21 protein-coding genes are annotated in these 26,356 nt (G+C 72.2%); 10 read left to right on the top strand and 11 right to left on the bottom strand.

The window, feature by feature from the left end; all coding sequences use genetic code 11:
* Positions 1-7: 7 nt before the first annotated feature.
* The gene (locus tag ABH928_RS05875) at positions 8-1,222 is read right to left on the bottom strand and encodes a beta-1,3-glucanase family protein (RefSeq protein ID WP_370062736.1); all 1,215 of its coding nucleotides are present in this window, start codon (positions 1,220-1,222) and stop codon (positions 8-10) included.
* Between the two features lie 181 nt (positions 1,223-1,403).
* Positions 1,404-1,583 carry a hypothetical protein gene (locus ABH928_RS05870; RefSeq protein ID WP_370062734.1) on the bottom strand — a complete coding sequence of 60 codons (180 nt, stop codon included), beginning with the start codon at positions 1,581-1,583 and terminating at the stop codon, positions 1,404-1,406.
* 146 nt (positions 1,584-1,729) lie between these two features.
* On the opposite strand from ABH928_RS05870, the gene ABH928_RS05865 reads away from it, so the two are divergent.
* Complete coding sequence (locus tag ABH928_RS05865) at positions 1,730-2,875, top strand: glycosyltransferase family 2 protein (protein WP_370062732.1); 1,146 nt, start codon at positions 1,730-1,732, stop codon at positions 2,873-2,875.
* A gap of 69 nt (positions 2,876-2,944) precedes the next feature.
* Positions 2,945-3,919 carry a hypothetical protein gene (locus tag ABH928_RS05860; protein ID WP_370062730.1) on the top strand — a complete coding sequence of 325 codons (975 nt, stop codon included), beginning with the start codon at positions 2,945-2,947 and terminating at the stop codon, positions 3,917-3,919.
* 15 nt (positions 3,920-3,934) lie between these two features.
* Here the strand turns inward: ABH928_RS05860 and xylA are convergent, their stop codons facing one another.
* The gene (gene xylA, locus ABH928_RS05855) at positions 3,935-5,107 is read right to left on the bottom strand and encodes a xylose isomerase (RefSeq protein ID WP_370062728.1); all 1,173 of its coding nucleotides are present in this window, start codon (positions 5,105-5,107) and stop codon (positions 3,935-3,937) included.
* 115 nt (positions 5,108-5,222) lie between these two features.
* On the opposite strand from xylA, the gene xylB reads away from it, so the two are divergent.
* Together xylB and ABH928_RS05845 are read left to right on the top strand one after the other, a co-directional pair.
* Positions 5,223-6,707, top strand: coding sequence for a xylulokinase (gene xylB, locus ABH928_RS05850; protein WP_370062726.1), 1,485 nt, complete (start codon positions 5,223-5,225; stop codon positions 6,705-6,707).
* A 107-nt stretch (positions 6,708-6,814) separates the two neighbouring features.
* Positions 6,815-8,008, top strand: coding sequence for an ROK family protein (locus ABH928_RS05845; protein WP_370062993.1), 1,194 nt, complete (start codon positions 6,815-6,817; stop codon positions 8,006-8,008).
* A 34-nt stretch (positions 8,009-8,042) separates the two neighbouring features.
* Here ABH928_RS05845 and ABH928_RS05840 read toward each other — a convergent pair whose 3' ends face one another.
* A complete protein-coding gene (locus ABH928_RS05840; protein WP_370062724.1) occupies positions 8,043-10,523 on the bottom strand; it encodes a SpoIIE family protein phosphatase in 2,481 nt (826 codons plus the stop codon).
* Positions 10,524-10,757: 234 nt separating this feature from the next.
* Here ABH928_RS05840 and ABH928_RS05835 point away from each other — a divergent pair, with 234 nt between their 5' ends.
* Complete coding sequence (locus tag ABH928_RS05835; protein WP_370062722.1) at positions 10,758-11,531, top strand: nuclear transport factor 2 family protein; 774 nt, start codon at positions 10,758-10,760, stop codon at positions 11,529-11,531.
* A gap of 17 nt (positions 11,532-11,548) precedes the next feature.
* On the opposite strand, the gene ABH928_RS05830 is transcribed toward ABH928_RS05835, so the two are convergent.
* Complete coding sequence (locus ABH928_RS05830; RefSeq protein WP_370062720.1) at positions 11,549-11,920, bottom strand: DUF3099 domain-containing protein; 372 nt, start codon at positions 11,918-11,920, stop codon at positions 11,549-11,551.
* A 145-nt stretch (positions 11,921-12,065) separates the two neighbouring features.
* Here ABH928_RS05830 and ABH928_RS05825 point away from each other — a divergent pair, with 145 nt between their 5' ends.
* Both ABH928_RS05825 and ABH928_RS05820 read left to right on the top strand, forming a co-directional pair.
* Positions 12,066-12,782: a TetR/AcrR family transcriptional regulator gene (locus tag ABH928_RS05825; protein WP_370062718.1), complete on the top strand. Its 717-nt coding sequence runs from the start codon at positions 12,066-12,068 to the stop codon at positions 12,780-12,782.
* 43 nt (positions 12,783-12,825) lie between these two features.
* Positions 12,826-14,280: a glycosyltransferase family 39 protein gene (locus ABH928_RS05820; protein ID WP_370062716.1), complete on the top strand. Its 1,455-nt coding sequence runs from the start codon at positions 12,826-12,828 to the stop codon at positions 14,278-14,280.
* A 152-nt stretch (positions 14,281-14,432) separates the two neighbouring features.
* Here the strand turns inward: ABH928_RS05820 and ABH928_RS05815 are convergent, their stop codons facing one another.
* Positions 14,433-15,665, bottom strand: a complete 1,233-nt coding sequence (locus ABH928_RS05815; protein WP_370062714.1) for an MFS transporter — start codon at positions 15,663-15,665, stop codon at positions 14,433-14,435.
* Between the two features lie 461 nt (positions 15,666-16,126).
* Between ABH928_RS05815 and ABH928_RS05810 the strand changes: the two genes are divergently transcribed.
* A complete protein-coding gene (locus tag ABH928_RS05810; protein WP_370062712.1) occupies positions 16,127-17,026 on the top strand; it encodes an SGNH/GDSL hydrolase family protein in 900 nt (299 codons plus the stop codon).
* 7 nt (positions 17,027-17,033) lie between these two features.
* Here the strand turns inward: ABH928_RS05810 and ABH928_RS05805 are convergent, their stop codons facing one another.
* The 3 genes from ABH928_RS05805 to ABH928_RS05795 all read right to left on the bottom strand — a co-directional run bounded on the left by ABH928_RS05805 (position 17,034) and on the right by ABH928_RS05795 (position 20,343).
* Positions 17,034-17,867 carry a M55 family metallopeptidase gene (locus ABH928_RS05805; protein WP_370062710.1) on the bottom strand — a complete coding sequence of 278 codons (834 nt, stop codon included), beginning with the start codon at positions 17,865-17,867 and terminating at the stop codon, positions 17,034-17,036.
* 99 nt (positions 17,868-17,966) lie between these two features.
* Positions 17,967-18,911, bottom strand: coding sequence for an LD-carboxypeptidase (locus ABH928_RS05800; protein ID WP_370062708.1), 945 nt, complete (start codon positions 18,909-18,911; stop codon positions 17,967-17,969).
* An 85-nt stretch (positions 18,912-18,996) separates the two neighbouring features.
* Positions 18,997-20,343, bottom strand: coding sequence for a M20/M25/M40 family metallo-hydrolase (locus ABH928_RS05795; RefSeq protein WP_370062706.1), 1,347 nt, complete (start codon positions 20,341-20,343; stop codon positions 18,997-18,999).
* Positions 20,344-20,639: 296 nt separating this feature from the next.
* Here ABH928_RS05795 and ABH928_RS05790 point away from each other — a divergent pair, with 296 nt between their 5' ends.
* Entirely contained in the window at positions 20,640-21,983 is a 1,344-nt protein-coding gene (locus ABH928_RS05790; RefSeq protein ID WP_370062704.1) for a diaminopimelate decarboxylase, read from the top strand.
* Between the two features lie 60 nt (positions 21,984-22,043).
* Here ABH928_RS05790 and ABH928_RS05785 read toward each other — a convergent pair whose 3' ends face one another.
* Positions 22,044-23,876, bottom strand: coding sequence for a gamma-glutamyltransferase family protein (locus tag ABH928_RS05785; protein ID WP_370062702.1), 1,833 nt, complete (start codon positions 23,874-23,876; stop codon positions 22,044-22,046).
* A gap of 71 nt (positions 23,877-23,947) precedes the next feature.
* Positions 23,948-24,946 carry a N(4)-(beta-N-acetylglucosaminyl)-L-asparaginase gene (locus tag ABH928_RS05780; RefSeq protein ID WP_370062700.1) on the bottom strand — a complete coding sequence of 333 codons (999 nt, stop codon included), beginning with the start codon at positions 24,944-24,946 and terminating at the stop codon, positions 23,948-23,950.
* 273 nt (positions 24,947-25,219) lie between these two features.
* Here ABH928_RS05780 and ABH928_RS05775 point away from each other — a divergent pair, with 273 nt between their 5' ends.
* Positions 25,220-26,353, top strand: a complete 1,134-nt coding sequence (locus ABH928_RS05775; protein WP_370062698.1) for a hypothetical protein — start codon at positions 25,220-25,222, stop codon at positions 26,351-26,353.
* The last annotated feature ends 3 nt before the right edge of the window (positions 26,354-26,356 follow it).

Genomic DNA, 26,356 nt, shown 5'->3' with positions numbered 1-26,356 from the left:
CGGCTGGTCAACTACCCAGCGAGATGGTCCAGGAGGTCGGCGCGGGGTCCTGGAGGTGTCCGTCGACCGGCGCGCTACCGGTCGGGCCGACATCGTCGTACGGGAACGCGTACCCGATGGACGCGTACTGGTGGACCAGGCGGGCGTAGTGGTTGGTGGTCGCGTCCGTGTAGTACTGGGCGGGCGTGACCCCGCTGGGCTGGTTCTCGCCCCCGGCCAGCAGCAGCGTGCTGCGGTTCAGCGCGGCGGCCAGGCGGGCGGCCACCGCGCCGCGGGCGTCGCCGCCGGAGTTGTAGAGCGGCCCGCTGTTGCAGCTGAAGATGTCCGCCGCGCTGGGCACGGTGAACGCCACGCCGTCGTCGTTCAGACCGGAGAAGGTGAGGACGCCGCCCGAGACCGTGCCGGAGAAGACGCCGAGGGACTGAGTGTCGACCGTCAGCGTCGTTCCCGCGAAGCGGCTCCAGACCTGGTCGAGGTAGGACGTCCAGTAGCCGCCGAAGTCGACGGTGGAGTGCGTGGGGGCCATGACGCGCAGCACGGTGCCGCCGCTGTCGGTGGCCACCAGGGTGTCCCACGGCGCACCGTCGCTCGCATGCTGGGCGACCAGCCCGGACGCGATCGAGGACAGCGCACCGTCGGGCAGCGGGCTGACGCTCTGGTTGCCGGCGCTTCCGGTGGACTGCATGGAGATCGGCGAGGCGACCAGGTCGACGTAGCTGATGTTGGCGTAGAGGTTGGCGCTGTTGTAGGTGAACTCGCAGAACGTCCAGTTGGTCTGCCAGTTGGGGTCCGAAGTGGTGAACCCCGGCTGGACGAGGCCGGGAACCCCGCCGCCGTTGGGCGGGTTGACGAAGAACTGGATCTTCTGGCCGACGGAGAACCAGACGCGACCGCCGATGACGTACTCGGAGAGCGGGACCGTGGTGGACGTGCCCGAAGCGCCCAGCGCGATGGAGTAGTCGGGCGCCGGCGTGAGGTTCGACGAGGGGCTCGGCAGCTGCTGGAAGGATCCGTCCGCCGCGACGAATCCGGGCCACCCGGTGCTGTCCGCACCGGAGATGTAGGCGTAGACGGTGTTCGAGCCGGAGTTGTTCTGCAGCGTGATCGGCAGCGACGCGGCGGCTGCAGCCGGTGCGGCGAGCCCCGGCAGCCAGGCCGGGGCGGTGAGTGCGGTCGCCGTGGCGGTGGCCGTGGCGGCGAGGAAGGTGCGTCGGGAGAGCATGCGTCACTCCAGGGGACGACGGGGCCCGCGTCCGCACGCGCGGAGGATTGGTGTAGACCTCAGGTCCACTCGTCGAGAGTCTGGTTCACCGTCGCGGACACGTCAAGACTTAGGACCGGCGATGCCGTGAGAATCCCTGGAGCGTTCAGGTTCTGAACGAACGACGGCAACGAACGACCGTCTACCGCCGGTCCTCGACAGGAAGCTCGTCCGGCAGCTCGAACTCGTCGCCACGGTCGTCGCCGTCGGTGCGGTCGCCGCGCACCAAAGGCGCGTCCGACAGGTCGTCCGGCTCCGCGAACGCCCGGAGGTCGTCGTCCGACCCCGGCTCCCGGGACGCTGCCCAGCCGTCTCGCGCCATCGTGTCCTCCTCCGTCGACCCCACCGATGCCCCGCCAGCTCAGCAGGGCCGTCGGCGCGTCGCACGCCGCGCACGCCCGTTCGCGGGAGGCCTGCCCACCGCTTAGCGTGACCTCACGAACACGATGTGCGAGGCAGGAGACCCTCATGGCTCCAGCGATGACGCCACGACTTTCCGTCGTCGTCCCGATCTACAACGTCGAGGACTACCTCCAGGAATGCCTGGACTCGATCGCCGGCCAGTCCCTGGACGCCTTCGAGTGCGTCATGGTCGACGACGGGTCCACCGACCGGTCCGCCGCGATCGCGCAGGCGTACGCGGAGGCGGACCCCCGCTTCCGGCTGGTGCGCCAGGAGAACCGGGGGCTGGGCGCGGCCAGGAACACCGGATGGCGCAACGTCAGCGACCGGGCCGAGTACCTCGCCTTCATGGACAGCGACGACACCCTGCCGCCCGACGCCTACCGCCGGATGGTCGCGTCGCTCGACCGGACCGGGTCGGACTTCGCCACCGGCAACGTGCTGCGGCTGACCGCCGACGGCTACGTGCCCTCCCGGGTCCACCAGGAACCGTTCCGCCGGGACCTGCCCGCCACGCACGTCACCCGCCTGCCCACGCTGGTCAGGGACCGTACCGCGTGGAACAAGGTCTACCGCCGCCGCTTCTTCGAGGACGCCGGCCTGCTCTACCCGGAAGGCATGCTCTACGAGGACGCGCCCGTCAGCATCCCGCTCCACTTCCTGGCCGCCGGCGTCGACGTCCTCCACGAGCCCGTCTACCACTGGCGGATCCGCCAGGAAGGCCAGCTGTCGATCACCCAGAAGCGCACCGACCCCCAGGGCCTGATCGACCGCGTCCGCTCCGTCGAGCTGGTCCGCGCCTGGCTGCTTGCCCGCGACCACGTGGATCCCGCCGACCGCGCGGCCCAGCTGCGCCTCTACGACGACAACACGCTCCGCGAGGAGCTCCCCATGTTCTTCGCCTGGGTCTGCCGCGGCGACCGCGCCTACCGCGCGGCCTACCAACAGCACGTCAGCCGACTGCTCCAGGAGGTCGACCCCGAGCACCTGGCCACGCTCAGTCCGCCCCTACGGCTCAAGTACCGGCTGACGTCGTGCGACCGCATCACCGCCCTGACCCTCGTCCAGCGGACGCAGCAGCACTACTGGCGACTGCGCAGGCTACTGACCCGCACCGCCCCGGTAAGAATCCTGCGCCTTCGAAGGCACGCCAATTCACCCCAATCGGAATATGGCACTCCAAAGCGTCCGGCCCAGGGCCCGGCACTGTAAGAACCGGGCGCTGGCAGGGCTCTGACAACCGTTGACACGTGGTCGAACACGGCGCTCTCATGGGCACCCATGTCGACCTACCCGCCTCCGTTCGGGCAGTCCGAGGATCCTTACGGGCAACCGCAGCATCCGTACGGACAACCGCAGGCCCCCTACGGGCAGCCGTGGGAGGCTCCGGCGCAGCCCGCTGCCGACGCATACGGGTACGAATACGGCTACGGGTCCGGGTACGGCGACGTCCCCGCGGACGCCTACCAGCACCCCGCGCCCTACCCGTACCCGGACCCGTACGCGCAGCCCCCACAGCCCCCGCAGCCGCAGACACAGCCACAACGGCCCCCGCGGCAGCGTCCGGCGCCGGATCCCTACGCCGAGCTCGGGCGCCTCGACGAGGAGTACCAGGCGTCAAGTGCCCTGCCGCCACTGCGCTCCGAGACGCCGGTCGACGCTCCCGGACCCGCGCCCGAGCCCCGGCGACGCCGCCGCTTCGGCTGCTGCCTCGGCGTTCTCGTGCTGCTGGTCGCTGCGGCGGGCGGCGCCTACGCGTACTTCGGCCCGATGCTGGCGAAGCTGGGCACCTACCGACTCGCCCCGCCGAGCAGCTTCCAGGGCCTGACCTCGGACCCGACCAACGGGATGCTGACGGCGCTCAGCACCGCGGGCGGCCCGCTCCAACAGGCGGGAGCCACGCCTGTCGCCGCCGCCTACGTCACCCACGTCGGCGACAAGCTCCCGCAGGTCGCCCTGGTCGGCGGCTACGGCAAGGTGTACGCGCCGGACACCGAGGAGGCGGCCGTCTGGAGCGGGATCGGCACGGTGAGCGACAAGACGACCGAGCCGAGCGGCTCCCTCGGCGGCGTCCTCCAGTGCGCCGTGGGCCATGCGAACGGCGTCTGGATGCCGGTCTGCGCCTGGGCCGACAACAGCACCGTCGCGATGGTGCTGTTCACTGGCCAGTCGAGCCGGACGGACACCCCGCCGGACTTCACCGCGCTGAGCCAACGTGCCCTCGCGCTCCGCTCCCTCACCGAGGTCAAGAAATAGCGCGCCGAGGGAGGTTCACCGCGCGCCGAGGAGGTGCTCCAGGGCGAGCTGGTCGAGCGCCTCGAAGGCCATGCCCCGGCGTGCGGCGGACTCGACGTCGAAGTCCTCGAAGGCGAGCCGGTCGGCGAGCAGGCCGGAGAGGCCGTCCCCGGCCGTGGGAAGGGCGAGTTCGGGCAGCCGTGACTCGGCCAGCGCCGCGACGACCTCGGGGTCGGCGCGGAAGGCGCGGGCGCGCTCGGCCAGCAGCAGGTAGGTGCGCATGCAGGCCGCGGCCGACGCCCACACTCCTGCGAAGTCCTCCGTGCGCGACGGCTTGAAGTCGAAGTGGCGCGGTCCCTGGTACCCGGCCGACTCCAGCAGGTCGACCAGCCAGAACGCCTGCCGCAGGTCGCCCGCGCCGAAGCGCAGGTCCTGGTCGAACTTGATCCCTGACTGGCCGTTGAGGTCGATGTGGAACAGCTTGCCGTGCCACAGCGCCTGTGCAATGCCATGCGGAAAGTTCAGCCCGGCCATCTGCTCGTGCCCGACCTCGGGGTTGAGGCCCACCCGCTCGGGGCGCTCCAACTCGTTGATGAACGCCAGCGCGTGACCGACCGTCGGGAGCAGGATGTCGCCGCGCGGCTCGTTGGGCTTCGGCTCGATCGCGAAACACAGGTCGTAGCCCTGCGACTCGACGTACTCGCCGAGCAGGTCGAAGGCCTCCTTGAGCCGGTCCAGCGCGACCCGGACGTCCTTGGCCGCGCCCGACTCCGCGCCCTCGCGTCCACCCCAGGCGACGTAGACCTCGGCGCCGAGCTCGACCGCGAGGTCGATGTTGCGGATCGTCTTGCGCAGCGCGTAGCGGCGCACGTCACGGTCGTTGGCGGTGAACGCGCCGTCCTTGAAGACCGGGTGGGTGAACAGGTTGGTCGTCGCCATCGGCACCCGCATCCCGGCGGCGTCGAGGGCTGCCCGGAACCGCTTGACCGTCGCCTCGCGCTCGGCCTCGGCCGCCCCGAAGGGGATCAGGTCGTCGTCGTGGAAGGTGACCCCGTACGCGCCGAGCGCGGCCAGGCGCTGCACCGACTCGACCGGGTCGAGGGCGGGGCGGGTCGCGTCGCCGAAGGGATCACGGCCCTGCCAACCGACGGTCCACAGACCGAAGGTGAACTTGTGCTCGGGTGCGGGGGCGAGGCTGTCACGGGTCATCGGCGGTCTCCGGATCTATTCGTAATGGCACTGGACAAATTAGTATGCGAGAGCCGCCGAGGGAAGCCCGACGGCGCAGGAGCGCGAAATCAGGCAGAGCAGGGAGGCGTGCGCGATGAGCCACAGCAGGGCGGGGACCACACGGGTGGTCATCGGTGTGGACAGCTCGACCCAGGCGACCAAGGCATTGGCCGTCGACGTCGACACGGGCGCCGTGGTCGGCGAGGGGCGCGCCACGCACCAGGTCAGCGGCGGGCGCGGCGGGGACGGCCGCGAGAGCGACCCGGAGCAGTGGTGGCGGGCGCTCACCGAGGCCGTCGCCGCCACCGGCCTGGCCGATCGGGCGCAGGCCGTGTCGGTCGCCGCCCAGCAGCACGGGCTGGTCACCCTCGACGCGTCGGGCGCGCCTGTGCGGCCCGCGATGCTGTGGAACGACGTCCGGTCCGCACCACAGGCCGAGGCACTGGCCGACGCGCTCGGCGCGCACGCCTGGGCGAAGCACACCGGCAGTGTGCCGACCGCCGCGTTCACCGCAGCCAAGTGGGCCTGGCTGCGCGCGACCGAACCCCGTGCCGCCGAGCAGACCGCAGCGGTCCGACTGCCGCACGACTACCTCACCGAGCGCCTGACGGGCGAGGCGGTCACCGACCGAGGCGACGCGTCAGGTACCGGCTGGTGGACCCCCGACGACAGCGACACCTCGGGCTCCTCCGGCTCTTACGACAGCGCGATCCTCGACCTGATCGGCCTGGACCCGGCGAAGCTGCCCGCCGTCCTCTCTCCCGGCGCGCGAGCAGGCCTGACCCGCGCGGGCGGACCGCTGCGCCCCGGGACGCCGGTGGCCACCGGTACCGGCGACAACATGGCCGCCGCACTCGGTCTCGGTCTGTCCGCCACAGCCGGGCAACCGGCCCGGCCCGTGCTGAGCCTCGGCACCTCCGGCACCGTCTACGCGGCCACGGCCGGTCGGCCGCAGGACCCGAGCGGCACCGTCTGCGGATTCGCGGACGCGCTCGGCTGCTGGCTGCCACTGGCCTGCACCCTCAACTGCACGCTCGCCGTGGACCGGATCGCCGCGCTGCTCGGCCGCGACCGCGACGACGTCGAACCGGGCGGGACCGCCGTCGTCCTCCCCTACCTCGACGGCGAGCGCACCCCCAACCTGCCGCTGGCCAGCGGCCTCCTCCACGGCCTGCGGCACGACACCACACCCGGTCAGCTGCTCCAGGCCGCCTACGACGGTGCCGCGCACGCGCTGCTCACCGCACTCGGCGAGGTGCTGCGCGCGGGCGGCGAGCGCGACTCCAGCGACCGGCCGCTGCTGCTGATCGGCGGGGGCGCGCAGGGCCGTGCATGGCAGCACACGGTCCAGCGGCTGTCCGGGCGCCCGGTCCAAGTACCGCGCACCAAGGAGCTGGTGGCCCTCGGCGCCGCCGCGCAGGCCGCCGCACTGCTGACCGGCGAGAGCGCCGACGCGGTCGCCCGCCGCTGGCACACCGCCGACGGCCCGCTCCTCGACCCGCTGCCCAGGGACGACGTTGCCCTGGACCGCATCACCGATACGCTGCACCGAGCCCGGGCCCTGCAACAACCGCGGTGACCAGGCCGAACCAGGACCGGGACAGGGATCCGGACAGGGACAGGGAGGAAGTGACCGTGCGCGACGCGCCGCCGAGCGGGCCCGTAGGCCCGGCGTCCCAGCAGGGGATGCGACGCCAGAACCTCACGCTGGTGTTGTCCACCGTGGCCGAGCACGGCCCCCTCTCCCGCGCCGCGGTCGCGACCCGCACCGGCCTGACCCGCACGGCCGTCTCCAGCCTGGTCGACGACCTGGCCGCCACCGAGCTGCTGGTCGAACAGGACAGCGCACCGACCGGCCGGGTCGGCCGCCCCGGCCGGGCGCTCACGCTCAACGACCGGGGACCCGCCGGCCTCGGGCTGGAGGTCGGCCCCGCCCACCTCGGTGCCTGCGTGGTCGACCTGCGCGGTGCGACCCGGATCTGGCACCGGATACCGGCCGCCAACCGGAAGCGCCCACCCGAGCAGGTCCTGGCCGAGCTGGCGGCGCTGGCCGCCCGGACCACCGCCGAGGCCGAAGCCGCCGGCCTGCACCCCGCCGGAGCGGTCCTGGCCGTCCCCGGCATCCTCGGCCACACGCCGGGAACCGTTGAACACGCCCCCAACCTCGGCTGGCACCAGGTCTCCCCCGCCGCCCACTGGCCCGCCGAACTGACCTTGCCCGCACCCGAGTTGGAGAACGAAGCCAACCTCGGCGCACTGGCCGAACTGTGGGCCGCAGGCCGCACCGGGACTCTGCTCCACGTCTCCGCCGAGACCGGCATCGGCGCGGCGCTGGTCCTCGACGGACGCCTCTTCCGCGGAGCGGGCGGCTTCGCGGGCGAGCTCGGGCATGTCCCGGTCCACGCCGACGGTCCCCGCTGCGCCTGCGGCGCGCGCGGCTGCCTGGAGCAGTACGCGGGCGCGCGTGCCGTCCTGCGCGCCGCCGGGCTGCGCGGAGGTCACCGCGACCCGGTCGCGCCCCTCGCCGAACGGGCCGCAGCGGGTGACCCGACCACGCTGACCGCGCTGGCCGATGCAGGGAGCGCGCTCGGCATCGCGCTCACCTCGGCCGTGCAACTGGTCGACCCCTCGGCCCTGGTCCTCGGCGGTGCCTACGCGGAGTTGGCGCAGTGGCTGCTCCCCGCGATCGGCGCCGAACTCACCGCCCGCGTCCGGGTACGACCCTGGACCCCTGACGCACTGCAGGCCTCCGACCTCGGCCGGCGCGGCCCGCTCCTCGGCGCGGCACTCACCACCGTCCGCCGCATCCTCGCCGACCCCGCCCGCTGGTCGGACCCCTCCCGCCCGACGGCATCTCCGGCATCCACCCTGACCGCCTGAGGCACCGGGCGCGCCGCACCTGAAAAGCAGGCGTTCACCCGTGGAGCGCGGCGAGCAGCAGGGCCACGTCGTCCGCTCGGTGGGACGGGGGCAGCGTGTCCGCGAGGAGTTGGTCCGCGACCTCCTCCAGGGAGGCGGCGTCCGCGCGTTCGAGCGAGGTGCGCAGCCGGTCGATGCCCTGGTCGATCGGCACTCCCGGTCGCTCGACCAACCCGTCGGTGTACAACGCGAGTACCGACCCGGGGGGCAGGGTCAGCTCCTCGGCGGGGTAGGCGGCGCAGGGGTCGACGCCGAGCAGCACTCCGCCGCCCAGTTCGAGGACGTGCGTGCTGCCGTCCGGGTGCCGCAGCAGCGGCGGCAGGTGGCCCGCGCGCACGCCGGAGGCCTTCCCCGAGGCGGGGGCCAGCTCGATCAGGCAGCAACTTGCCAGCAACCCCGAGCCGAGGTCCATCAGCAGTCGGTTGAGATGCTCCAGCACCTCGCCCGGCGAGTGGCCGCTTGCCACGAACGCCCGGACCGCGCTTCTCAGTTGCCCCATCAGCCCGGCCGACGCCACGCTGTGCCCCTCGACGTCGCCGACCACCAGGCAGACCCCACCCGGGGTGACGATCACGTCGTACCAGTCCCCGCCGATCTCCATGCCACGGGTGCCGGGCAGATACCTGGCGGCGACGGCGACGCCCTCCAGCTGGGGCAGCGCATGCGGGAGCAGTGCCCGCTGCAGTCCCCGGGCCAGCGCGTACTCGGCGTCGTACAACCGGGCCCGCTCCAGGGCCTGGGCGATCAGACCGCCCAGGGCGGTCAGTACCCCGCGCTCCTCCGACGTGAACGGATGCGGCTCGTCGAACCCCAGGATGCAGCTGCCGACCGGACGCCCCGAGGCGATCAGCGGGAGGAAGGCCCAGGCGCACATCTCGTCCAGGGGAATGCCGGGATAGGCGCTGGACAGTTCGTCGACGGAGGCGAAGAAGATCGGAGCGCCGCTCGTCAGCGTCTCCGCGCCGGGCAGCCGGGCCCGCATCGGCGTGCCCTCGAACGGGTCCAGGAAGCCCTTGGGGTAGCCGACCTGCAGCGCGAGGTGCAGTCGGCCCTCCTCCGCCACGTAGATCGCGAGCTCCTGCCCGCCGAACGCGGGCAGGATCTGCTCGGCCACGACCTCGCAGACCTCGCGCACCGACACCGCCTCCGCGAGAGCGCTGGCCAGCCGGAGCAGGTGGTAGATGGCCGTCGCGCCCGCGCCCGGTCCCGGTCGGGCCTCCTCCCCGCCCGCCCCGGCGGCGGCAGTGCTCCCGGAGTCGCGGAGATCGTCCCCGGCGGGGTGGGTTCCCGGCACGACCGTCCCGGTCATGCCGTGCGCGTCCGGGTACAGGCTGAAGGCCAACCACCGGTCCGGCGGGCGACGAGCGAGGAAGCCCGTCGGCAGCCGGGAGATCGCCGCAGCCCGGTGGCGGTCCTCATGGGCGGGATCGGCCAGCCACGGAAGCGCCTCCCACAGCCGTTCGCCGAGGAGCTCCTCACGACGGACCCCGAAGAGGAGCTCGGCTCCCAGATTCACGTAGTCGACCCGCCCGTCCGGGTCGAGGGAGAAGACGCCCCTGCGCAGCCGCTCCACCGCCTGCGCGGCCGCCGCGGCGGTCCCGATGTCCAGCACCGCACCCGTCAGATGCCGCCCTGCGGAACCGCCGGCGTCACGGACCTCGGCCCAGACCTGGACCGGGCGTGTCCGCTTGGTCTCGTCCCTGATCCGCAGGCGCAGCGGCCGGAAGCGGCCGGTGCGCTCGGCATGGCGCAACGCGGTCCGCATCTTGGGCAGGTCGCCCGGGTCGATCGCGTCGACGAGTTCCCGAGCCTCCCGCCCTGGCCTCAGCCCTGCGACAGAACGCCCGGCAGCTGTCCGGGGACCGGCCGACGGGTCGAGACCGAGGATCGCGCGGAGCTCGTCGTCGAGCGTGATCGACCGGGTCTCCAGATCCAGATCGAAGAGGCCCAAGCGGACGACGGGACCGGGCGGCCACGGGAGTTCCAGGACGGTGGCCCGGCCCTCCACCGTCCCGCCCTGCGCGACCAGCTTCCCGAGATCCGCGCCGAGCCGCTGCGCGCTCTGACGCAGCTTCCGCAGGACCGCCGCGGGTACTCCCTCCGGCATGGCGGGCCACAGCGCGCACAGCACACCGTAGGTCTCCTCCCCGCAGGTCACCGGCGCGTACGCGGACGCGAACGCATAGGGCAGGCCCGCCAGCAGTTGTGGGAACCGCCGCATGGTGTCCTCGGCTCCGGCCAGGTGCACCCTCCGCCTGGACCGGTAGGCCACCGGTGCAGGCAGGGACCCCTGCACCGAGACCCGCCGAAACGGCTCCAGTGCGGCCACCGGGACCCCGGCGGCCGTGCTGAGCAGCAGGGAGCGCCGGTCGTGGGAGCGCAGATAGATCATGGCGCCGTAGGCGCCGGTGGCGGTGAGCGTGCGCTCCAGCGCGTCGACCTGAAGATCGTCGCAGCGATGGTCGGCGTCCGGCACGCGGTCACCCGTGCCGGTCGGCGGGCGCCCCGTTCCGGCCGTGCGGTGCGGCCGGTTCCGCCCACCCGGGTGCATCTCTTCTCTGTACGCTCGCCCACCCCACCTGTCAAGGCGAAACCGCAGGTCGCGGCCGGGCGTGGCGGGACCAAGCCTTGACGGTCGCCCCAGGGTGGTATGCAGTGGAAGGGCCACAACGACATACACGGACGAACAATCACAAAAGGTGGGCAACCGATGAGCACGATGGAGAGCACACCGATGTTCGACACCGACGCCCTACGCCGGGGCATCGAGGGGCGTGACGTCTCCGCCCTGCGCGGCCTGTACGCGGAGAACGCGCACATGACCGTCGTCGACCAGCGCGACCAGCCGAGCCACCCCCACGAGATGACCGGGACCACCGCGATCGGCGAGTTCCTCGACGACGTGTGCGGCCGGGACATGGAGCACCGCCTCGAACAGGTCGTCGTCTCCGCCGACGGCAGCCATGCGGCGTACCTGGAGCAGTGCCGCTACCCGGACGGCACCCGGGTCACGTGCACGTCCATGCTCGACCTGCGGGACGGGCGCATCACCGCGCAGACCAGCGTGCAGGCCTGGGACGAGGAGAGCCTCGGCGGGGCGGAGTCCCGCGAAGCGACGACGGCCATGGCGACCGAGCACCTCGACTTCACGGTCCCCGACGAGATCCGCACCTTCCCGAACGGGCGCGCGGAGCTCCTCCACGCGGGCGGCGGCGTGGTCGGCCGCTTCTCCCTCGAGCCCGGTTGGCGCTGGTCCCGGGACGTCAAACCGTTGGCGGGCACCGAATGGTGCGAGGCGCCGCACTTCCAGTACCACCTCTCCGGGACCCTGCGCATCCACATGGCCGACGGGACCGAGTTCGACGCGAAGGCGGGAGACGTGACCATGCTGCCGTCCGGGCACGACGCCTGGGTGATCGGTGACGAGCCGGTCGTCCTCGTCGACTGGCAGGGCGCGGTCCACTACGCCGACAAGGCGGCCTAGAACGGCATAGAACGGCCCTAGAACCCGTCACCCGGCGCGTCGGAGGGATCGTCCGGGTCCGGCCCGGCCTGCTCCGGCTTCGGCTCGGACCCCGGCTGGGGCGGCGGCCCCGCCTGCGGCGGAATGTAGGCCTCGGGCGGGTCGACCGTCGTCTCGCGTCCGGCGTTGGCGTACACCACCGCGATGTAGGGCAGCACGCCGCCGCAGACGAGGGCGATGATCGCGGCGATCCGGCTCTCCTGCCACAGGACGACGGCGAGGATGACGCAGAGCGTACGGATTCCCATGGTCAGGGCATACCGACGCTGCCGATGGCGGATGTCGTCGGTCACGCTCGGGCGGGCGTCGGTGATCCGCACGACCGGGTGTCTGTGCAACGGGAAGTGCATGGCGTCGACTCCTGTGACTCCTCGTTTCATCGTAGGCCGCCGGGGAGCCCGACCTGGATCAACCGGCCGCCCAACGGGTGACAGCGGGCCCCAGGGTGTTCCCGTGCGCATTGAATGACTGACTGAGTCAGTCTATGGTCGGTCCATGCGAGGACGGATGCCGATACGGCCGTTGGAGGAGATCGCCGACGCGGCGGTGCGAGTGTTCCTGGCACGGGGTTTCCGGCCTGCGGGCATCTCCGATGTCGCGGCCGCGCTCGGGCTCAGCCACGGCGCGCTCTACACCTACGTGAAGAGCAAGCAGGCCCTGCTCCACCTGGCACTGCTGCGGGTGCTGCGGCCGAACGCGGTGGCCGGGCTGGACGTGCCCGTCTCGACCCCGACCGCCGAAGAGGTCATCGAGCTGGTCGAGTCCTGGGCGGGCGACCAGGCCGCACTGCCGCTGTTGGCCAGGGCTTCGGCCGGGCCGTCCGGGCTGTCGGCCGCCGCGGAGTTGGGCTCCGTGGTCGATGAGCTGTACGCGTTCGTCGAGCAGAACCGGATCGCGCTGCAACTGGTCGAGAGCTGCGCCGAGCACCTGCCCGAGCTGGCCCAGTGGTACTTCGTGCAGCGGCGGCGCGCGATGGTCGAACACGTCGGCACGTACCTGGCCGCCCGGATTGAGGCCGGCCTGCTGCGCCCAGTACCCGATGTGCCGGTCGCCGCCCGATTCATCGTCGAGACCGTCGCCTGGTTCGCCATGCACCGCCACGGCGACCCGGACTCACAGACGCTGACCGACGACGACTGCCGCCGCACCGTGCACCACCTTCTGGTCGCCGCCTTCCCAACCACGGAGGAAAGCCATGACGGACATCGGTGAATCCGTCTTACCCGCCGCCCCCTTGGCACCCGGCCGCGAGCGAATGGCGTGGCGCCCGGTGGTGCTGATCGCCACCGCCGTGGCGGTGGTGCACCTGGCGGTCGCCACCCGGTACGGCTGGCACCGTGACGAGTTCTACTACGTGATCTGCGGCCGCCACCCAGCCTGGGGCTACGCCGACCAGCCGCCGCTGGCCCCGCTGCTCGCCCGGCTCGCCGCCGCACTGCCCGGCGGCGTGCTGCCGCTGCGGGTCCTGGCGGTGGCCGCGCAGGTCGGATGCGTGCTGCTCGCACCCATGCTGGCGGCCGAGTTCGGCGGCAGGCGCCGCGCCCAGACCATCACCGCGGCTGCGATCGCGGCCTGTCCGGCGTTCGTGGCCGCGTCGCTGCTGTTCGGCACGACCGTGGTGGACCAGCTGGTGTGGGTGGCCCTGCTGGTCCTGGTCGCCCGAGCCCTGCGGCTGCGCACCACGGGGTCATGGCTGGCCGCCGGAGTCACCGCAGGTGTCGGCCTGGAGAACAAGGACACGCTGGCCGTGTTGCTGCTCGGCATCGTGGTCGGTCTGGCGCTGCTGCGCCGCGAGGCGCTGCGCACCGCCGGACCGTGGCTCGCCGGGGTCATGACGCTCGCACTGGCCGCGCCGAACGTGGTCTGGGACGCCGCGCACGGCTGGCCGAACCTGCGGATGGCCCGGGTGCTTGCCGCCGGACAGGGCGGCCCGCTCGGCTCACTGGAGCATCTCCCGGTGATCGGGGTGCTGCTGGCCGGTCCGCCGCTGATCACGCTGTGGGTGCTCGGTGTCCGCTGGCTGGCGTCCCCGGCCGGCCGCGCGCACCGGTGGGTGCTGGCGGTCGCGGTGGTGGCGGTAGTGGTGTTCACCGCGAGTGGAGGGAAGGCGTACTACCCGGCCCCGGTACTGGCCGCGCTGTTCGCGGCGGGGGCGGTGCGGGTGGAGTCGACGGGGTGGGTCCGGGATCGGGCCACGGGGCGGCACAGCTGGGCGAGGCGGATCGGGGTGTCCGCACTGGCCGCGCTGCTGATGGGGCTACCGGTGCTGCCGGTGAGCGCGGCCGACGCCGTGCGGGCACTGAACCCCACGGTGATCGAGACGTACGGGTGGCCGGGGTTCGTCGAACAGGTGCGGAAGGCTGCCGCCACGCTGCCACCCGGGACCCCGATCTTCACCAGCAACTACGGCGAGGCGGGCGCACTGACGATCCTCGGCCCCGCGCAGGGCCTCCGGCAGCCGGTGTTCAGCGCGCAGAACACCTACGCGCTCTGGGGTCCGCCACCCGGGCGCCCGGACGTCGCGCTGTGCGTGGGCGAGTTCGGCCCCGCCCAGCTGCACCGATCGTGGGCCGAGGTCACCGAAGTCGCCCCGATCCAGATGCACGGCGTGCACGACGAGGAGACGGACCACCACGCCGCGATCTACGTCTGCCGCCAGCCGCGCGGCACCTGGGCCCAACTCTGGCCTACCCTCGTCCACTTCGACTGAGGTTGCCCCACAGGCTCTCCGAGTCCGCGCACGGCCGCTCCTCCGAGCCGGACTCGCGGAGTAGCCCAGGGGACTTGAGTCGCTCTTGTCGTTCCGATCTTGAGGGGTGTCGGTCGAACGGGAGTCTCGGTGGAACTGAACAGCGCTGTTGGTCAGCGTCGCAGGCGAGGTGCAGCCACTGGCCTGGTCGACCTGCGCTCCCTTGATACGCGACGTTGCGGTGACCGGGGCGACTCCGGTGTCACACGAAGATGCAGTGCGGCAAGCAGAAGGCAGAACACGGCCATTGCCGACCACAGTGCGATCGTCCCAGCGTGGGCGAGTAGTTGGGTGCCGAGGAGGGGGGCGAGCGTCGCGGCAATTCCCCAGCTGGTACCGAAGACGGCCAGGTAGCGGCCGCTTGCGCCGAGAGGTGCGAGGTCCGTGACGAGCGCGTAGATGCGGCCCATGACCAGCAGATCGCCGAGGCTCTTCACGGCGGCCGAGGCGAGCAGCGCCGGCAGGGTGCGGGTGAGGGCGTAGCCGGTCAGCCCTGCAGCCAGGAGGAGATGGGCGAGGGCGAGTGCGACAGGGGTGGTGAGCCGGGTCACCCAGGGCAGGCGGATCAGCGGCTGGGCGAGCACGGTGGTGGCCGCGGCGGCGGTGAACAACAGGCCGGCCTCGGCGGCGGGCAGGCCCTGCCGCGCGAGTACGAGCGGCAGGGTGATCACGGTCTGTTGGTTGATCAGGGCGTAGGCGGTGCCAGTGGCCAAGACGCCCAGCAGGGCTCGGTCGCGCAGCGGTCGTACGGCGGTGTCGTCCTGGTCCGCTGCGAGCGGTGCCGGGCGGTCGCGGGGCAGGGCCAGGTGGATCAGCAGCGCGCAGGCCAGGCACGTGACGGCGTCGGTGACGAAGAGCCAGCGCAGGTCCCAGCGGCCGAGGAGGGCGGCGAGCAGCCCGGAACCCATGCCGCCCGCCGCGAGCGCGGCGCTGAACAGGCTGAACGCGCGCACCCGGTGCTGCTCCGGCACGGACTCGCCGATGATCGCCTGGCTCGGGGGCTCGTAGAGCTCGAACGCCAGCCCGAGCAGCACCGCCCCGGCGACCGCCCAGGTGAGCGACGCGGAGGCCGCGATCGCCAGCTGTGCGGCGGCGCATCCGCAGAGCCCGAGGACGATGGTCGTGCGCCGGCCGATTCGGTCGGCCAAGTGTCCCCCGGCCAGCCGTGAGGGGATCGTCGCGAGCCCGAAGGAGGCGCTGACCAGCCCGGCGGTGGTCAGGCTCGCGCCGTGGTTGGTGCTGATCAGCGCGGTGAGAAAGGGCAGTGAGAAGGCCCCGAGTTGGTTGACGACCCGGGCGAGTAACAGCAAGCGGACGGTGCGGGGTAGTGGTTCGGAACGCGACACAGCGCCTCCCTGTTCTTGTCGTCAATCGTCAAATGTCAGTGATCAGCGGGTGGTACGAGCGCCGATGTTCGTCCGGCGCTCGTGTGCCCCTGCTGGCGATCCACCGTCAGGTCGGACCGACACCGCGGGCGAAGTGCGGCAGCACCATCGCGACCAGGGCGCGGCTGACCGAGTCAGACGGACGGTCCGCGGCATCCACCGGCGAACCGCGCCCCCGGGGGCCTTGCCCGGCGCTGGGTCGGGGCCAGAGCCGGATCCGGGCGGAGCCGGGGATCCAGCCGGAGCGGCATCGTCCCGAACGCCGAGCGTGCAATCGCGGCACAGGTCTTGCTCTCTCCAGGTGACGGAGCTACGTTTCCCGCGGGTAACTTAGCGGAAACGCCGACGACATCTGCCTGCTGACGTGTCGTCGTCTGCTTTTCTCCCTGTCACGGCCCCACCCGGTCCAAGGAGATCCCCGCATGTCGCTCCGTCTGGCTCGTGTTCACAGTGCCCGCTCGCGGCGTCTTGCCGCGGCCACCGCCGCCGTCTCCGTCCTGGCCGGCCTGTGCCTCGCGCTCCCCGCGCGGGCGCAGGCGGACTCCTCCGTCAACTATGTCGCCCTGGGCGACAGTTACAGCGCCGGATCCGGGGTGCTGCCGCTCGATCTGAGCGCGCCGCTGGAGTGCGCGCGCTCGACGCTGAACTACCCCCACGACCTGGCCGCGAGATTCGGCCTGAACCTGACCGACGTCACCTGCGGCGGGGCGGAGACCAAGGACTTCGCCGGCTCTCAGTACCCTGGCGTCGCCCCGCAGTTGGACGCGTTGAACGCCGACACCGGTCTGGTCACGATGACCATCGGCGGCAACGACAGCAACACCTTCATCGACGCGATCCTCGCCTGCGGTTCCGCGGGCATCGCCACCCTAGGCATCGGGCACCCCTGCCAGAGCCTGTACGGGTCGAGCTTCGACAACACCATCGACACCACCACCTACGCCGCGGTCGACTCGGCGCTGGCCGCCGTCAAGGCCAAGGCACCCAACGCGCGGGTCGCCATCGTCGGCTACCCGTGGATCGTCCCGGCCCAGGCCGTCCCCGGCTGCTACGCCAAGATGCCGCTGGCGTCCGGCGACATCCCCTACCTCCGCGACATCGAGGCCCACCTCAACGCCGCCGCGCAGCACGCCGCGGCGGACAACGGCGTCACCTACGTCGACATGTCCGCCGTTTCCGACGGCCACGACGCGTGCGCACCCGTCGGCACCCGGTGGATCGAGCCGCTGCTCTTCGGCACCAACTACGTTCCGGTCCACCCGAACGCGATCGGCGAGGCGGCGATGGGCGACCAGATCGCGGCCACCCTCGGGCTGGGCTGATTCGCGGTCAGCCGTAGGCGTTCTCGATCGCGGCGGCAGCGACCGTCACCACGGTTCTGAACGTGCGGATCATCGCGTACGCGGTGTCCGTGGTGAACGCGACCCGGCGGACGTCGGTCCGCCGGACCGTCGGCACGCCGGCGGTCGCCGCCGCGAGGTGGCTGGCGTCGAACTCGACCTCGACCTCGAAGCCGCGCCCGCTGACCGGCTCGGCCCGCGTACAGAGCCGCGCGGCCTGCTCGGCCGCCGCGCGGATCTGTTCGAAGGTCACCGCAGGCGGACGGCAGACCGCGGCGTACCGGCTGACGCAGTCCTTCACCGCGGCCGTCACGGCGTCGGGCGCGTAGGACGCGGCGTCCGCGCAGGCACGGTCGTCGCCGGTGACGAGGACGACGGGCACGCCGAACTCAGCAGCCACCAGGGAGTTCAGGTATCCCTCACTGGCCGGGACCCCGTCGACGGCGACCTGAGTGATCGAGTTGGCCAGGTATGTGTGCGCGAGGACGCCCTCGGCCCCGGCTCCGGCGTGGTAGCCGACGAACGCCAGGCCCGAGACGTCCGGGTGCTGGACGCCCTCGACCATGGTCAGGTCCTTGTGACGGCCCGTCAGCATCTCGGCGCGCGGGTCGAGCTGCTCCAGCAGCAGGTTGCGCATCGTCGCATGGGCCTCGTTGACCAGGACGGACGTGGCGCCGCCTGCGAAGAAGCCCGCGATCGCGGCGTTCACGTCCGAGGTGAAGAGCGCCCGGCAGCGTTGCCAGGCGGGGTTTCCCGGTTCACAGTCGTCCGGCCAGGTGACTCCGGTGGCGCCTTCCATGTCCGCCGAGACCAGCACGCGCATGATGCCCCACTCCCGCTCGCCAGTCGCCGCTCGCCGATCGAAGACTCGGAGTCTGCCACGCTGCCGCGTTCGGTGGCGGGCGGATCACTGGCCGGTCCGTCAGTCCTGACGCTCCGCCAGCACCTGACCCAGGAAGGTCAACGTGCCGTTGTCCGCGTCCAGGCGGGCGCGGACGCCGATCGGCCAGGTCTGCATCGCGGTGTTGTGGCCGATGTTCACCCCGGCGAGCACCGGGACGCCCAGGTCGCCGAAGCGGTCGTCCAGCAGCCGGTCGACCTGCGCCGGGTCGCCGCACTCGGTGAAGGTGCCGAGAACGATTCCCGCCACGCCGTCGATGTAGTCCTTGGCCCGCCGGAGCTGCGTGAAGGCGCGGTCCAGCCGGAACAGGCGCTCGTCGACGTCCTCCAGGAGCAGGATCCCGCCGCGCGCCGGGTAGGAGGTGTCGGTGCCCAGGCTCGCCGTCAGCAACGTCGCGGTGCCGCCCACCGTCACGCCTTCGGCGACGCCGGGTACCAGCGCCCAGGATCCGGGGAAACTCAGCTGCGTGACGCGCTCGGGGGTGAGCAGCAGCTTCGTCAGTTCCCGGAAGTCGTACTCCTCCGGGCCCTCCCAGAAGCCGCTGCTCGCCACCATCGGACCGAACAGCGAGACCCAGCCCAGCTTCGCGGCGAGCGCCTCCAACAGTGCGGTGACGTCCGAGTAGCCGACCACGACCCTGGGCGCGGCGGCGTCGATCCGACCCCAGTCGATCAGCTCCAGGGTGCGCTGCATGCCGTAGCCGCCGCAGGCGGTCAGCACGCCCGCGTAACGGGGATCGGTCAGGGCACGGGTGAGGTCGGCGGCGCGCAACGCGTCGTCCCCGGCGAGGTAGTCGTACGTGCTGCCGACGGCCCGGGCCGAGGCGAGGACCTCCGGCTTCAGCCCGACGGAGGTCAGGGCGCGCAGGCCGGACTCCAGGCGCTCCTGGTCGCCGACGGGCGAACTGCCGCAGAGGACGGCGACGGTGTCGCCGGGGCGAAGGGCGGGTGGACGCAGCAGGGGCATACGGACTCCGTCTCCGTGAGGGCGTCGGTGTGGCGCAGGTGCAAGCAGCACGGTAGCCGTCGGCCGCCGGGAGGTGTCCAGGCGTTCAGGCGAAGACGCGGGGGTCCGTCATCAGATAGCTCGTCAGCACCCGGGCGCCGAAGGCGAGGCTGTCGGTGAGCACGTGCTCGTCGACGCCGTGGACGTACTGCCACGCGTCGAAATCCGCGGGGGTGCGGCCCGGCACGAAACCGAAGCCGGGGATGCCGAGGGCGGCGAAGGCCTTGGCGTCGGTGCCGCCGGTCATGCAGTACGGGAGGACCAGGGCCTCCGGGTCGTGGGCGCGCAGGGCCGCTGCCATCGCCGCGAAGTCCGGCGCGGTGTGGTCGGCGCTGACGGGGGCCCGGAAGTCGCCCGTGCGGGTGCCGTCCGGGCCGAGCAGGGCGTCCACGGTGGCGAAGAACTCCGCCTCGGTGCCGGGCAGGATACGTCCGTCCAGAGCGGCACTCGCCTCGCCGGGGATCACGTTGTGCTTGTAACCGGCCCGCAGCATGGTCGGGTTGACCGAGTTGGCCAGGGTTCCCGACACCAGATCCGCCGCGGCGCCCAGCGGGCTGAGATCGGCGGGGTCGATGGTGACGCCGAGGTGCCGGGAGAGTCCGTCCAGCAGCGCCGCGACGATCGGCACCACCCGGACCGGCCACTCGTACCCGTCGAACCGGCCGATCGCCGCGGCCAGCTTGACCACGGCGTTGTCGTCGTTGTGCCGGGATCCGTGCCCGGCGGTGCCGCGCGCGGTGGCGGTCATCCAGGCGCTGCCCCGCTCACCGGCGGCGATCGGGTAGAGCCTGCCGCCGCCCGGCAGATGGACGGCGTGGCCGCCGGACTCGCTGATCGCGGCGTTGACGCCCTCGAACAGGTCGGGGTGCTGCTCGACGAGGAAGCGGGCGCCGTACTCGCCGGCGTCCTCCTCGTCGGCGACGAAGGCGAGGACCAGGTCGCGCGGTGGCCTGGCGCCGGTGCGCGCCAAGTGGCGGACGAACGCCAGCATCATGGCGTCCATGTCCTTCATGTCGAGCGCGCCGCGTCCCCAGACCGCTCCGTCGCGGACCTCTCCGGCGAACGGATGGCTCGACCAGTCGGACGGCTCGGCGGGCACCACGTCCAGGTGTCCGTGGACCAGCAGCGCCGGGGCGGCGGGGTCGGCGCCCGCGATGCGCACCACGGTGCTGGCCCGGCCGGGGGCGGACTCCAGCACGACGGGCGTGAGCCCGGCGTCGGTCAGCCGCTCGGCGACCCATTCCGCGCAGGGACGTTCGCCTCGGCTCTCGCCGCCGCCGAAGTTGCTGGTGTCGAAACGGATCAGGCGGGAGCAGCAGGCCACCGCGTCGTCGGCGAGCGCTGCCGCCTCGTCCTCGGACGGAACGGGCGTCGCGGCACCGGTGTCGGTCATGACCAGCACCTTACGTTCTCTGGGACGGGCGGGCTGGGAACCGTCGGGCAGGCCCCGGGTCGGATGATGCGCGCACGAAGACTGACGCCCCGTCACTGCTCGTGATGTGTCGTGCAGGCCACTGGGCAGCGTCGCCGGGGTGAGCCGTTATGTTGACTGCTGCAGCCTGTCCCGCCGTGAGCTGGGAACGAAGTGGTGACTGAGCACCGAGGTTTTCGATGCTCCCGCCGACTCCGGCTCGACGGAGCAGGCTGAGCCCCGTCCGACCGCCCGGCACCCCCGCGAGCGAGGTAGCGATGCTTCCGACTCCCAGCACGGCCACCGCAGCCGCAACGGCCGCCGCACGGCGAGCCCGGCGGGACGCGGCCGTCCGTGCCGCCGTGGTCCGAGGACTCCTCGACGAGTCGGACAGCCCGGTCGCCGCCTTCGTGGATGTGGCCGGGATCGGCGAGAGTGCCCACGCGCTGCGCGCGGCCTGGCCACCCGAACTCGACGTCCTGCACGCGTTCGCCGCCAAGGCCAACCCCCTGGTGCCGGTGCTTGCCCTGCTGCGCAGTCACGGTCTGGGCTGCGAGGTGAGCAGTGCCGGGGAACTCGCGCAGGCCCGCGCCGCCGGGTTCCCCCCGGAGCGCTTGGTCCTCGACTCCCCCGTCAAGACGCTCGGCGAGCTGTCCACCGCTCTCGCCGACGGCATCGCCGTCAACATCGACAACTTCGAGGAACTCGAACGGGTCGACCGGCTGATCGGCACCGCCCCGCCCGCGTCACGTATCGGCATCCGGCTCAACCCGCAGGTCGGCCTCGGCAGCATCGAGGCGATGTCCACGGCGGGCCGCACCACCAAGTTCGGGATCGCGCTGACCGATCCGGGCAACCGCGAGCGCCTGCTGGACGCCTACCGGGACCGGCCCTGGCTGCGCTGGGTCCACGTCCACGTGGGATCGCAGGGGGTGCCACTGGAGCTCAACGCGGCGGGGGTGGCCACGGCCGTCGACTTCGCGCAGGAGGTCAACCAGGAACGGCCCGACCAGGTCGTCGGCATCGACATCGGCGGCGGACTGCACGTCGACTTCAGCGGTGACACCGACTCCCCGACCTTCGCCGACCACGTCGCCGTGCTCCGGGGGGAGGTGCCGGAGCTGTTCGACGGATCCTTCCGGATCGTCACCGAGTACGGGCGCGCGCTGATGGCACGGAACGGCTTCGTGGCCACGCGCGTGGAGTACACCAAGACCTCCGGCGGACGACGCATCGCGCTCACCCACGCCGGCGCCCAGGTGGCGGCCCGCACCGCCTTCGCCCCGGAGCTGTGGCCGCTCCGGGTCCTCGCCTACGACCGCGACGGCAGGCCCAGTCGCGCCGAGCAGCAGGTCCAGGACGTCGGCGGACCCTGCTGCTTCGCGGGGGACCTGCTGGCGCAGGAGCGACTGCTGCCGCGCCTGTCGGCGGGCGACCTGGCCGTCGTGCCGGACACCGGCGCGTACGCCTTCTCCTCGCCGTTCCACTACAACAGCCTGCCGTTGCCGCCGGTCCACGGCTTCGAGCTCACCCGCGACGGCGAAGTGCGGTTCACCGTGTTGCGCGCCGCCGAGACCGTCGACGAGGTGGTCGCCAGAAGCGGCGGAGCGCTGACGCGGTGATCGCGGGGTTATGGCGGGGTGATGACGCGGCGTCACTTCGACCTGCGGGCAGCGGACGCCTCAGCGGCCGACCGCGTAGCCCTGCATGCCACGCGGGTTGGCCGCGGCCGACAGCACCCCCGTGCGCGGGTCGCGGGCCACGGCGCAGACGCGGCCCTCCGACCACGGGTCGGCCAGGGTCACCTGGTGACCCCGGGCACGCAGCTCCGCGGCCACCTCGCCGTCGATCCGATCCTCGATCACCAGGCTGCCCGGTCGGATCCCACGCGGGAAGAACGAGCTCGGGAAGGCGTCGGTGTGCCAGTTGGGGGCGTCGATGGCGCCCTGGAGGTCCAACTGGCCACGGACCGGCGGGCGCAGCGCAGCGGCCAGGAAGAAGTGCAGGCTCCACTGGTCCTGTTGGTCGCCTCCGGGTGTGCCGAAGGCCATGACCGGCTCGCCGTCGCGGAGCGCCAGTGACGGTGTGAGCGTCGTACGCGGACGGCGGCCTGGAGTGAGCGAGTTGGGCAGGCCCGGTTCGAGCCACGCCATCTGCAGTCGGGTGCCGAGCGGGAAGCCCAGCTCCGGGACCACGGGGTTGGACTGGAGCCAGCCGCCGCTGGGCGTGGCGGAGACCAGGTTCCCCCAGTGGTCGACGACGTCGAGGTGGCAGGTGTCGACCCGGGTCAGCCCGTCCCGTGCGACGGTCGGCTCCCCCGCGCCCGACGGCAGCGTGCCCAGCGCGTCGAAACCGTCCCCCGCACCGGACTTGGCCAGTTGCTCGACCAGGTGGTGGACGTGCGCGGGCAGGCGCGGCGACTGTCCGTTCGGGGAGCCGGGGCGCAGGTCCAGGCTCGCCCGGTCGCCCACCAGATTGCGGCGTTCGGCGCTGTACGCGGGCGAGAGCAGGGCGTCGAGCGGCACGTCGGCCGCGTCGCCGTACCAGGCCTCGCGGTCGGCCATGGCCAGCTTGGTGCCCTCGACCAGGGTGTGCACGTAGCCCGCGGAGCCGTACGCCGTCTCACCCGTGCCGAAGTCATCGGGCAGCAGGGCGAGTTGCTGGAGCAGCGCGGGCCCCTGGCTCCACGGCCCCGCCTTGCACAGCGTCCAGCCGTTCCAGTCCAGGGTGACCGGAGCCTCGTACCCGGCCCGGTATCCCGCCAGGTCGTCACCGCTGAGCAGGCCGGCGTGGCGTTCGCCGGAGGTGTCCATCGTGGGCCGGTCCGACGCCTCGACCAGCGCCTCGGCAACGAAGCCCTCGCGCCACGTCCGGCGGGCCGCCTCGATCTGCGTCTCGCGGTCCGTTCCCACCGCCTCCGCCTCGGCGATGACGCGCCGCCAGGTCGCGGCGAGGGCGGGGTTGCGCAGCAGCTCGCCCGCCTGCGGGGCCCGGCCGCCCGGCAGATAGAGCTCGGCGGAGCTGGTCCACTCCTGCTCGAAGCGCTCACGGACGCTTTCCACGGTGGCCCCGATCCGCTCCACCGCCGGATGACCGGACTCGGCGTAGTGGACCGCGTAGCGCAGCACGTCCCGCACCGTGCGGGTGCCGTGGTCGCGCAGGAGCAGCATCCACGCGTCGAAGGCGCCCGGCACCGCCGCCGCGAGCGGTCCGGTGCCGGGGACCAGGTCCAGGCCGAGTGAGGTGTAGTGCGCGACGGTCGCCCCGGCCGGAGCCGGCCCCTGGCCGCACAGCACGGTCGCACTGCCCCCGGCCGGAGCCAGGATGATCGGCACCTCACCCGCCGGTCCGTTCAGGTGCGGCTCGACGACATGCAGCACGAAGCCGGCCGCGACCGCCGCGTCGAAGGCGTTGCCGCCGTCCTCCAGCACCGCCATCGCGCACTGCGACGCGAGCCAGTGCGTGGACGACACCATGCCGAAGGTGCCCTGCAGGGTGGGACGGGTGGTGAACATCAGCGAACCCTCCAACCACGTCGTGTATGTGATGAACCGTCTGATGAACCGCGTCTGATGGACCGGAACCGTCAGAGCACCACGCGGGGACGGAACTCGGGCTCGGTCGAGTCCGGCGTCATCAGCGCGTAGACGCTGCCTTCCTGGCCTGCCGCGCCGCCGTGTCGCCCGTCGGGGGTCAGCGCGAGGGCGCGCAGCTCCGCGCGGAAGTCGTCCGGCAGGGTCGCGGCATCGGCCAGGCCGAGGCGGCAGGCCTCCGCCGGGTCGTGGCCCGCAGCGAGGTGGTCGACGATGGTGCGGGCGGTCCCGCCGCGCATGCTGAGCTCGCCGCGCCCGGTGCAGGCGGCGCCGCCGGCCCGCAGGTCGCACCAGTTGCCCGCGCCGGGGACCGACGAATCCCCGACCCGGCCGGGATACTTGAACGGGTAGCCGGAGGTGGACACGCCCACGCACAGCTCACCGGAGGCGTCCAGGGCGATGATGTTGATGGTCCCCCAGGGCCCCTCGTGCGGGGCGAACTTGCGGACCAGGTCGAGGGCCGCGGCGCGATAGCGGTGGTCCCCCGGCAGCGCGGCGGTGTTCTCGCCCTCGACGGACTCGACGGACTCGACCGACCCGACCGACCCGACCGACTCGGCCGACTCCTTGCGGGCGACCGCGTCCAGCTGTTCGCGCCAGAGCGCGCGCGCCTCGTCGGTCAGCAGCTCCGCTCGGGTGAAGCCGTTCTCGTCGGCGAAGAGTTCCGCCCCCTCGCCGACGAGCAGGCAGTGCTGCGGCAGCCGCTCCAGCACCGCGCGGGCGATGGAGATCGGGTTCGGATAGCCGTGCACCGCGCCCACGGCGCCGAACCGACGGCTGGAGCCGAGCATCACCGAGGCGTCCAGCTCGACCTCGCCACGGGCGTTGGGCAGACCGCCGGTCCCGACGTAGTGGTCGGCCAGGTTGTCCTCGCAGCGCCGCATCGCCGCCTCGACGGCGTCCAGCGCTGAACCGCCCCGCCGCAGCACCTCCATCCCCGACGGCAGGCCGACTTCGCTGCGCTCGCTGCCGATGATGACCGGTTCGGGCATGTTCACTCCCGTTCGTCGCTGTGTCCGTCGCTGCGGCGATCTTCGACAAGCACTCTGACATGAAAGTGGTGCTCATGGGGAGGGGGCATTACCTGTGAAAACGGAGCAGCTACCTTCCGCTTCGCCGCACGCCACGGGGGCGGACGCAGGCGCGAACGCGGGCGCACCTGCACACCGCCCTTTCTGGTACAGACCATTGACGGAGCGGCAGACTCCACTCCACCCTTTGGTCCACCGCACACCACCGTGGTCCCGGCCCGCCTGGAGGCGAGGATGCACATGCACAGACGCGGCTTCACGACATTGGCAGCCACCATACTGCTGGTCACCGCGGCGGCCACCGGCACAACCGCCGCAACGGCCGCAACCGCCGCAACGGCGGAATCCGTTGCACCGGCGGCGGCCACCTCGCCGATCCAGGTCTACGGCGCCTGGGACTGCGGGAACGATGAGTGCACCTGGGGCACGGTGCGCGACATGACCGGCTTCGACACCGACAACCACTGGCTGATCGACCGTGGCGACGGCACCCCGTCGGTCAACCTGGTCGTGCTCTCCTTCGTCGACCCGCTCAAACTGCTCGACGACACCAACGACAGCGGCGACGTGAACGGCGCGCCCGTCGGCATGAACCAGGCCGTCGTCGACTACTTCACCAGCCACGGCGTCCGCGTGATGCTCTCCCTCGGCGGCGCCACCTACACGGCCGACTGGGACACCGCCCTCAGCCAGAACCCCACCCTGCTCGGGCAGAAGGCCGCAGCGCTGGCCACCCAGCTCGGCGTCGGCATCGAGATCGACTACGAGAACTCCACCGGCCCGAACCTGACGGGCCTTCAGTCCTTCATCAGCGCCTACCGGTCCGTCCATCCCTACGACGCCACCGGCGCGGACCCGACCGCCCGGCTCACCATCGACCTGGCCGCGGGCGACCGCTACCTGATCGGACTCACCCAGTACGCCACGGCCAACTGGCTCAGCACGAGCAACCCGGTGCTGGACTACGCCAACGCCATGGTCCCCAACAAGCAGCCCTCCGCCACCGCCGCGGAGGCCAATTGGCAGGAGCACATCGACGGCAAGCCCAACTACAGCCCGCCGATCGCGCCGCTCGCCCCGGCCAAGTTCACCGGCAGCGTCTATCTGGCCGGCCAGCCCCAGGTGCTGCCCGAGTGCAACGACTTCTCCGCGTCGTTGGAGAGCAGCACCGGGAGCTGGCTCCAGGCTGCGGCGCCAGGCGGTGCCGGGACCACGCCGGGCATGCTGGGCTACATGTTCTGGGCCGCCGAGACACCCTCCTCCCGAGGAACGTCCACGACCCCGCCCAACACGTGCCAGGCCGGCGTGGGCGTCGGCTCCAGCACCTACGGCATCCCTGTCCCGATGCCCGCCCTGCGCCAGGGCTGACAC

It is taken from the genome of Streptacidiphilus sp. MAP5-3 (genome assembly GCF_041262505.1).
GTDB lineage: Bacteria > Actinomycetota > Actinomycetes > Streptomycetales > Streptomycetaceae > Streptacidiphilus.
The sequence above is the reverse complement of the archived record's forward strand: the minus strand, read 5'-3'. Positions and strand labels throughout refer to the sequence as shown.

Excerpts from the sequence above, each read along its gene's own strand:
- ABH928_RS05875 (WP_370062736.1), bottom strand. The coding sequence starts at position 1,222 with ATGCTCTCCCGACGCACCTTCCTCGCCGCCACGGCCACCGCCACGGCG.
- xylA (WP_370062728.1), bottom strand. The coding sequence starts at position 5,107 with ATGACCCGTGACAGCCTCGCCCCCGCACCCGAGCACAAGTTCACCTTC.
- ABH928_RS05790 (WP_370062704.1), top strand. The coding sequence starts at position 20,640 with ATGCTTCCGACTCCCAGCACGGCCACCGCAGCCGCAACGGCCGCCGCA.
- ABH928_RS05835 (WP_370062722.1), top strand. The coding sequence starts at position 10,758 with ATGAGCACGATGGAGAGCACACCGATGTTCGACACCGACGCCCTACGC.
- ABH928_RS05820 (WP_370062716.1), top strand. The coding sequence starts at position 12,826 with ATGGCGTGGCGCCCGGTGGTGCTGATCGCCACCGCCGTGGCGGTGGTG.
- ABH928_RS05865 (WP_370062732.1), top strand. The coding sequence starts at position 1,730 with ATGGCTCCAGCGATGACGCCACGACTTTCCGTCGTCGTCCCGATCTAC.
- ABH928_RS05795 (WP_370062706.1), bottom strand. The coding sequence starts at position 20,343 with ATGACCGACACCGGTGCCGCGACGCCCGTTCCGTCCGAGGACGAGGCG.
- xylB (WP_370062726.1), top strand. The coding sequence starts at position 5,223 with ATGAGCCACAGCAGGGCGGGGACCACACGGGTGGTCATCGGTGTGGAC.
- ABH928_RS05825 (WP_370062718.1), top strand. The coding sequence starts at position 12,066 with ATGCGAGGACGGATGCCGATACGGCCGTTGGAGGAGATCGCCGACGCG.
- ABH928_RS05775 (WP_370062698.1), top strand. The coding sequence starts at position 25,220 with ATGCACATGCACAGACGCGGCTTCACGACATTGGCAGCCACCATACTG.
- ABH928_RS05810 (WP_370062712.1), top strand. The coding sequence starts at position 16,127 with ATGTCGCTCCGTCTGGCTCGTGTTCACAGTGCCCGCTCGCGGCGTCTT.
- ABH928_RS05785 (WP_370062702.1), bottom strand. The coding sequence starts at position 23,876 with ATGTTCACCACCCGTCCCACCCTGCAGGGCACCTTCGGCATGGTGTCG.
- ABH928_RS05805 (WP_370062710.1), bottom strand. The coding sequence starts at position 17,867 with ATGCGCGTGCTGGTCTCGGCGGACATGGAAGGCGCCACCGGAGTCACC.
- ABH928_RS05780 (WP_370062700.1), bottom strand. The coding sequence starts at position 24,946 with ATGCCCGAACCGGTCATCATCGGCAGCGAGCGCAGCGAAGTCGGCCTG.
- ABH928_RS05870 (WP_370062734.1), bottom strand. The coding sequence starts at position 1,583 with ATGGCGCGAGACGGCTGGGCAGCGTCCCGGGAGCCGGGGTCGGACGAC.
- ABH928_RS05800 (WP_370062708.1), bottom strand. The coding sequence starts at position 18,911 with ATGCCCCTGCTGCGTCCACCCGCCCTTCGCCCCGGCGACACCGTCGCC.
- ABH928_RS05845 (WP_370062993.1), top strand. The coding sequence starts at position 6,815 with ATGCGACGCCAGAACCTCACGCTGGTGTTGTCCACCGTGGCCGAGCAC.
- ABH928_RS05830 (WP_370062720.1), bottom strand. The coding sequence starts at position 11,920 with ATGCACTTCCCGTTGCACAGACACCCGGTCGTGCGGATCACCGACGCC.
- ABH928_RS05860 (WP_370062730.1), top strand. The coding sequence starts at position 2,945 with ATGTCGACCTACCCGCCTCCGTTCGGGCAGTCCGAGGATCCTTACGGG.